This is a genomic window from Paraburkholderia sp. (assembly GCF_034668105.1).
Taxonomy (GTDB): domain Bacteria; phylum Pseudomonadota; class Gammaproteobacteria; order Burkholderiales; family Burkholderiaceae; genus Paraburkholderia.
In genome coordinates this window covers 1-6,781 of sequence record NZ_JAXDPY010000485.1, presented here as the reverse complement: position 1 = coordinate 6,781, position 6,781 = coordinate 1, and the positions used below count along the sequence as shown (strand labels likewise).

Genomic DNA, 6,781 nt, shown 5'->3' with positions numbered 1-6,781 from the left:
GATGCCAAGCGCGGCAAGGTCTGGACGCGGCTCATCAAGGAAATTCAGGTCGCGGCGCGCATGGGCGGCGGCGACATCGACTCGAACCCGCGTCTGCGGCTCGCCGTCGAAAAGGCTTACGACGCGAACATGCCCAAAGACAACGTCAACCGCGCGATCCAGCGCGGCGTGGGCGGTGTCGACGGCGCGCATTACGAAGAAATCCGCTACGAAGGCTACGGCGTGGGCGGCGCGGCGGTGATCGTGGACACCATGACCGACAACCGCACGCGCACGGTGGCGGACGTGCGTCACGCGTTCTCGAAGAACGGCGGCAACATGGGCACGGACGGCTCGGTGTCGTTCATGTTCGATCACGTCGGCCAGTTCCTGTTCGCGCCCGGCACGGCTGAAGACAAGCTGATGGAAGCCGCGCTCGAAGCCGGCGCCGACGACGTCGTCACGAATGAAGACGGCAGTATCGAAGTGCTGTGCCCGCCGAACGATTTCCCGAAGGTGAAGACCGCGCTCGAAGCCGCGGGCTTCAAGGCCGAACTCGCCGAGGTAACGATGAAACCTCAGACGGAAGTCGAATTCACCGGCGAGGACGCGGTGAAAATGCAGAAGCTGCTCGACGCGCTGGAAAGTCTGGACGATGTGCAGGAAGTCTATACAAACGCCGCGATCGCCGACGAGTGAGCGTGCCACGGCGGCGCGCCGCATCTGACACGTGGCACGGCGTGACACGACCTGGCACGTGGATCGGCCTTGAATCACGCCGCCCGCGCCTCCGGTGAGCCTCGCGGCCTGAGCGGGCGGCGTTGGTCGATGCCCTTTCACACCGTTCCACCCGGGTTCGCTATGTGCCCTGCGCCGCTCTCCGGCTGCGGGCCCTTTGCAAACCTCGCTGTTATTCCACGGCTGAGCGTGATGCTTCAGCCGTTTATGGTTTTTAAGTTTCGGGGATTCACATGAAGTTACTCGTCGTCGGTTCCGGCGGTCGCGAACATGCGCTCGCATGGAAGCTCGCGCAATCGCCGCGGGTCCAGCTCGTCTACGTTGCGCCCGGCAACGGCGGCACGGCCCAGGACGAGCGTCTGCGCAACATCGAGATCACCGATCCTGCCGCGCTCGCCGATTTCGTCGAGCAGGAACAGATCGCGTTCACGCTGGTCGGGCCGGAAGGTCCGCTCGCCGCGGGTATCGTCAACCTGTTCCGCTCGCGCGGCCTGAAGATTTTCGGACCGAGCAAGGAAGCCGCGCAGCTCGAAAGCTCGAAGGATTTCGCCAAGGCGTTCATGAAGCGCCATGCGATTCCGACCGCCGAATACGAAACGTTCGCCGACGTGGCCGCCGCGCACGCGTATCTGGACGCCAAGGGCGCGCCGATCGTGATCAAGGCCGACGGCCTCGCCGCCGGCAAGGGCGTGGTGGTCGCGCAAACGCTGGAAGAAGCGCACGCCGCGGTCGACATGATGCTGTCGGATAACAAGCTGGGCGATGCCGGCGCGCGGGTCGTGATCGAGGAATTCCTCGCGGGCGAGGAAGCGAGTTTCATCGTGATGGTGGACGGCAAGCATGTGCTGGCGCTCGCCTCGAGCCAGGACCACAAGCGTCTGCTCGACGCCGATCAGGGTCCGAACACGGGCGGCATGGGCGCCTACTCGCCCGCGCCGATCGTCACGCCGCAACTACATGCACGCGTGATGCGCGAAATCATCCAGCCGACCGTGCGTGGCATGGAGAAAGAAGGCATTCGCTTCACCGGCTTTCTGTACGCCGGGCTGATGATCGACGCACAAGGCAATCCGAAGACGCTCGAATTCAACTGCCGGATGGGCGACCCGGAAACGCAGCCGATCATGGCGCGCCTGAAAGGCGACTTCTCGAAGGTGGTCGAGCAGGCAATTGCCGGCACGCTGAACACGATCGAACTGGAATGGGACCGCCGCACCGCGCTGGGTGTTGTGCTCGCGGCGCACAACTATCCGGACACGCCCAGAAAGGGCGACCGGATCAGTGATATTCCGGCCGAGACCGACGATTCGGTCACGTTCCACGCCGGCACCACGCTCACGGACGGCAAGCTGAGCACCTCGGGCGGCCGCGTATTGTGCGTGGTCGGTCTGGCGGATTCGGTGCGCAGCGCGCAATCGGTCGCGTACGAAACGATCAACCAGATCTCGTTCGACGGCATGCAATATCGCCGCGACATCGGCTACCGTGCATTGAACCGCAAGCACGACGCCAAGACAGAAGGCAAGCACTAAGCCACACCCCCACTCGCCCGCGGGCGGCGCCAACGGCGCTACACTGCGGGTTTTCGCGGTCATCACTGCGCCCACCGCACCATGTGGGCGCCCCGGGTCCAGCGGCATTCACCCGGCGCGAACGAACAGGCCGCCGCGCCTTCGCAGGAGCAGGAATTCCCTGACGAAGGCCTGGCCGTCGCCCTTCACGAAGAACCCGCGGCACGTCGAGCGCGCCGCCCTCAGCATTTGCACTCATGACCGATTCGACCTATGACGCACACGCCGTGCGCAACTGGCTGCAAGGCCTGCAAACGCATATCGCGGACACGCTCGGCGCGTTCGACGGTAAGCCGTTCGCGACCGACGCATGGCAGCGCGCCCCTGGCGAAAAGCTGCGCGGCGGTGGTTGCACGCGGATTCTGGAAGGCGGCAACTTCTTCGAGCGGGCCGGCGTCGGCTTCTCGGACGTCGCGGGCGACACGTTGCCGGGTTCGGCGAGCGCCGCGCGTCCGCAACTGGCCGGCCGTGGTTTCGAAGCCATGGGCGTCTCGCTCGTGCTGCACCCGCACAATCCGCACTGCCCGACCGTGCATATGAACGTGCGTCTGCTGGTTGCAACCCAAGCCGGCGAAGAGCCGGTGTTCTGGTTTGGCGGCGGCATGGATCTGACGCCGTACTACGGCTACGAAGAAGACGCGCAGCATTTCCATCGTGTGTGCCGCGACGCGCTGCAGCCTTATGGCGCGGACCTCTACCCGAATTTCAAGCGCTGGTGCGACGAGTATTTCTTCCTCAAGCACCGCAACGAACCGCGTGGCATTGGCGGGATTTTCTTTGACGATTTCTCGGCGCTAGGTTTCGATCAATCGTTCGCGATGCTGAAAAGCGTCGGCGAGGGATTTCTCAAAGCGTACCTGCCGATCATCGAAAAGCGCCGCAACATTCCGTACGGCGAAGCCGAGCGGGACTTCCAGGCATACCGGCGCGGCCGCTACGTCGAGTTCAATCTGGTCTTCGACCGTGGCACACTGTTCGGGCTGCAGAGCGGCGGACGCACCGAATCGATTCTGATGTCGATGCCGCCTGTGGTGAACTGGCGCTACGACTGGCAGCCGGAACCGGGCACGCCGGAAGCGCGTCTTTACAGCGATTTTCTTGTGCCGCGCGAGTGGGTGTGAGGCCGAGGCCCGTCGGGCCCGCACTCCACTGCACGTGACCACGACAAAGGATCTTCACCTGAAGCCGAACGCTCATCCTGTCGCCCTGCCTCGCCGGATCGGACTGCTCGGCGGCACTTTCGATCCGATCCACGACGGCCATCTGGCGCTCGCGCGGCGTTTCGCCGAGGTACTGAACCTGACCGAACTGGTGCTGCTGCCGGCTGGCCAGCCGTGGCAGAAAACCGACGTGTCAGCCGCGGAACACAGGCTGGCGATGACCCGCGCCGCCGCCGGCGCGTTGGTGCTGCCGGGCGTGACCGTGCGGGTGGCGACCGACGAAATTGAACACGACGGCCCGACTTACACCGTCAACACGCTTCAGTTGTGGCGTGAACGTGAAGGGCCGGATGCGTCGATTGCGCTTCTGATCGGCGCGGATCAACTGGTGCATCTCGACAGCTGGCGCGACTGGCGGCGCCTGTTCGAGTTTGCTCACATCTGCGCGGCCACGCGCCCCGGTTTCGACCTCGCGTCGATTCCGCCCGTGGTCGCCAAAGAAATCGACGCGCGCCGTGCCCGCGCCGACGTTCTGCAAGCCACCCCCTGCGGCCACTTGCTGATCGATACGACGCTTGCGTTCAACGTCTCGGCCACCGACATTCGCGCGCATCTGCGCGAACAGGTGAACCAGCGGCTCGCCCTCGTGGGCGAGGAACAGCAAGACCAGGCCGCCGCGAGCCATGTCCCCACCGCGGTGTGGGACTATATTCTTCAACATCATCTGTACCACCGGTAACCCCATGGATATTCGCAAACTGCAACGCGTGATCGTCGACGCTCTCGAAGACGTCAAGGCGCAAGACATCAAGGTGTTCAACACCAGCCACCTGACGGCGTTGTTCGATCGCGTGATCGTCGCGAGCGGCACCTCGAACCGCCAGACCAAGGCGCTCGCGTCGAGCGTGCGCGAGAGCGTCAAGGAAAACGGCGGCGACGTCATCAGCACCGAAGGTGACGACGTCGGCGAATGGGTGCTGGTCGATTGCGGCGACGCGATCGTGCACATCCTGCAACCGGCACTGCGCCAGTACTACAACCTCGAGGAAATCTGGGGTGACAAGCCGGTGCGCATCAAGCTGTCGACGCCGGATCCGTTCGGCGGCGCGCGCTCGAGCGAGCCGGACGACGAGGACGAAGAGGACGACGCGCCGGCTGTCAAAAAGCCCGCACGCAAGGCGCCGGCACGTCGCAAGTAAGTGCCCGGCTGGCAAACCGCTGAAGTTTGCGGTGCGTAGTCGGCGTTTGAGTTTGCGGTTGCAGCGTTTGTCCCTCGATTCCACTCGTAGCGGCTTCCGTGCGTGCACTCGCGATAACAACCGTAAATGCATCCGCGCGTGCATCCGTGATTGCATCCGCGATTACATCCGTGATTGCATCCGCGATTACATCCGTGATTGCATCCGCGATTACATCTGTCATGAAACTGCATATCCTTGCTGTCGGCCACAAGATGCCGGACTGGATCGCCACCGGCTTCGACGAATACGCGAAACGTATGCCGCCCGAGCTGCGTATCGAGCTGCGCGAGATCAAGCCCGAGCAGCGTTCGTCGGGGCGTCCAGCCGAAAGCGTGATGGCCGCCGAGCGGCAGAAAATCGAAACCGCGTTGCCGAAGAACGCGCGCATCGTCGCGCTCGATGAACGCGGCAAGGACTGGACCACGATGCAGCTTGCCGGCGCCCTGCCCGGCTGGCAGCAGGACGGCCGCGACGTGGCGTTTCTGATCGGCGGCGCCGACGGGCTCGATCCCGATCTGAAAGCGCGCGCCGATATGCTGCTGCGCGTGTCCAGCCTGACGCTGCCGCACGCAATGGTCCGCGTGCTGCTCGCCGAACAGCTTTACCGCGCGTGGACCATCACGCAAAATCACCCCTCTCACCGCGTGTGAGCGAACGAGCCTGCTGACCGGTCGCGCGTTTTCTTGTCGCCTGCGCAGATCGACGGGCTGATGGACGCGATTTTTCGGCCTGCTTGTCGGCCTGCTTGTCGGTCTGCTTGTCGGCCTGTTTGTTGGCCTGTTTGTTGGCCTGTTTGTCGGCCTGTTTGTCGGCCTGCTTGTCGGCTTTTTCGTCAGGCTGTTCATCGAGCCGTTTCATCGGCACGCCTTTGGTAGAGTCCCTCGCCACGCTGCTCGACACTCGACCGACCCGCTCGCCGCGCGCTTCTCGCGCATTGACACAATCCGCCTCATCGAGACCCGTTCATGCCAACGCACACCGCTCCGCTGCATCCGTTCGTCTACCTCGCGTCCCAGAGTCCCCGTCGCCAGGAGCTGTTGCAACAGCTCGGCGTGCGTTTCGAATTGCTGCTGCCGCGTCCCGACGAAGATGCCGAAGCGCTCGAAGTCGAATTGCCCGGCGAGCGAGCGCGCGACTACGTGCAGCGCGTGTGCATCGCCAAAGCCCACGCCGCGCGCGCACGTCTCGTGGCCGGCGGCCATGCGGCAAGGCCGATTCTGGTTGCCGACACAACCGTCACGATCGATGACGCGATCCTCGGCAAACCCGTCGACGCCGACGACGCCGTCGCAATGCTCACGCGCCTTTCCGGCCGCGATCACGAAGTGCTGACGGCCGTCGCCGTGGTCGACGCCGAAGGCACGTTGCTGCCTGCCGCGCTATCGGTATCGAAGGTGCGTTTTGCTGCACTGCACGCACCCGCTCTGCGCCGCTACGCGGCCAGCGGCGAGCCGCTCGGCAAGGCGGGCGCGTATGGTGTGCAAGGCCGCGCCGCGGAGTTTATCGAACATATCGACGGGTCCTATTCAGGTATCATGGGTTTGCCGCTTTTTGAAACCGCTGCCCTCCTGCGTGCAGCGCGCATCGACTTCTAAAATAACACCATGAATGAAGAAATCCTGATCAATGTCACGCCGCAGGAAACGCGAGTCGCGCTCGTCCAGCAAGGCGCCGTCCAGGAACTTCACGTCGAACGAACGCTGTCGCGGGGACGCGTCGGCAACGTCTATCTCGGCAAAGTCGTCCGCGTGTTGCCGGGCATGCAATCCGCCTTCATCGACATCGGTCTGGAACGCGCCGCGTTCCTGCACGTAGCCGACATCTGGCACCCGCGCATTGCGGGCGAACCGCAGCATCAAACGCCCCATCAGCCGATCGAGAAGATCGTTTTCGAAGGCCAGACGCTGATGGTGCAGGTCGTGAAGGATCCGATCGGCACCAAGGGCGCAAGGCTGTCCACGCAAGTGAGTATCGCCGGGCGCACGCTCGTGTATCTGCCACAGGAGCCGCACATCGGCATCTCGCAGAAGATCGAGAGCGAAGCCGAACGCGAGGCCGTGCGCGCGCGCCTGACCGCCGTGTTGCCCGCCGA

At 64.0% G+C, this 6,781-nt stretch carries 9 protein-coding genes; 8 read left to right on the top strand and 1 reads right to left on the bottom strand.

What is annotated here, in order from left to right; translation table 11 throughout:
- The 6 genes from QOC89_RS21920 to rlmH form a co-directional block, all read left to right on the top strand.
- A partial coding sequence (locus tag QOC89_RS21920) for a YebC/PmpR family DNA-binding transcriptional regulator (protein WP_323046931.1) occupies positions 1 to 678 on the top strand: 678 nt, incomplete at its 5' end.
- Positions 679 to 950: 272 nt separating this feature from the next.
- The gene (purD, locus tag QOC89_RS21915) at positions 951 to 2,249 is read left to right on the top strand and encodes a phosphoribosylamine--glycine ligase (RefSeq protein WP_323046930.1); all 1,299 of its coding nucleotides are present in this window, start codon (positions 951 to 953) and stop codon (positions 2,247 to 2,249) included.
- 236 nt (positions 2,250 to 2,485) lie between these two features.
- Entirely contained in the window at positions 2,486 to 3,409 is a 924-nt protein-coding gene (gene hemF, locus QOC89_RS21910) for an oxygen-dependent coproporphyrinogen oxidase (protein WP_323046929.1), read from the top strand.
- Positions 3,410 to 3,443: 34 nt separating this feature from the next.
- A complete protein-coding gene (locus QOC89_RS21905) occupies positions 3,444 to 4,187 on the top strand; it encodes a nicotinate-nucleotide adenylyltransferase (protein ID WP_416340435.1) in 744 nt (247 codons plus the stop codon).
- 4 nt (positions 4,188 to 4,191) lie between these two features.
- The gene (rsfS, locus tag QOC89_RS21900) at positions 4,192 to 4,647 is read left to right on the top strand and encodes a ribosome silencing factor (protein WP_179737152.1); all 456 of its coding nucleotides are present in this window, start codon (positions 4,192 to 4,194) and stop codon (positions 4,645 to 4,647) included.
- Positions 4,648 to 4,868: 221 nt separating this feature from the next.
- Positions 4,869 to 5,339: a 23S rRNA (pseudouridine(1915)-N(3))-methyltransferase RlmH gene (gene rlmH, locus QOC89_RS21895; RefSeq protein WP_323046928.1), complete on the top strand. Its 471-nt coding sequence runs from the start codon at positions 4,869 to 4,871 to the stop codon at positions 5,337 to 5,339.
- Here rlmH and QOC89_RS31950 read toward each other — a convergent pair.
- On the bottom strand, positions 5,308 to 5,547 hold the full coding sequence (locus QOC89_RS31950) for a hypothetical protein (RefSeq protein WP_416340434.1): 240 nt from the start codon (positions 5,545 to 5,547) through the stop codon (positions 5,308 to 5,310). The two genes, rlmH and QOC89_RS31950, sit on opposite strands and share 32 nt — an antisense overlap.
- 107 nt (positions 5,548 to 5,654) lie before the next feature.
- Between QOC89_RS31950 and QOC89_RS21885 the strand changes: the two genes are divergently transcribed.
- Together QOC89_RS21885 and QOC89_RS21880 are read left to right on the top strand one after the other, a co-directional pair.
- A complete protein-coding gene (locus tag QOC89_RS21885; protein ID WP_323046927.1) occupies positions 5,655 to 6,284 on the top strand; it encodes a Maf family protein in 630 nt (209 codons plus the stop codon).
- 9 nt (positions 6,285 to 6,293) lie between these two features.
- The coding region (locus QOC89_RS21880) for a ribonuclease E/G (RefSeq protein WP_323046926.1) at positions 6,294 to 6,781 on the top strand (488 nt) is incomplete at its 3' end.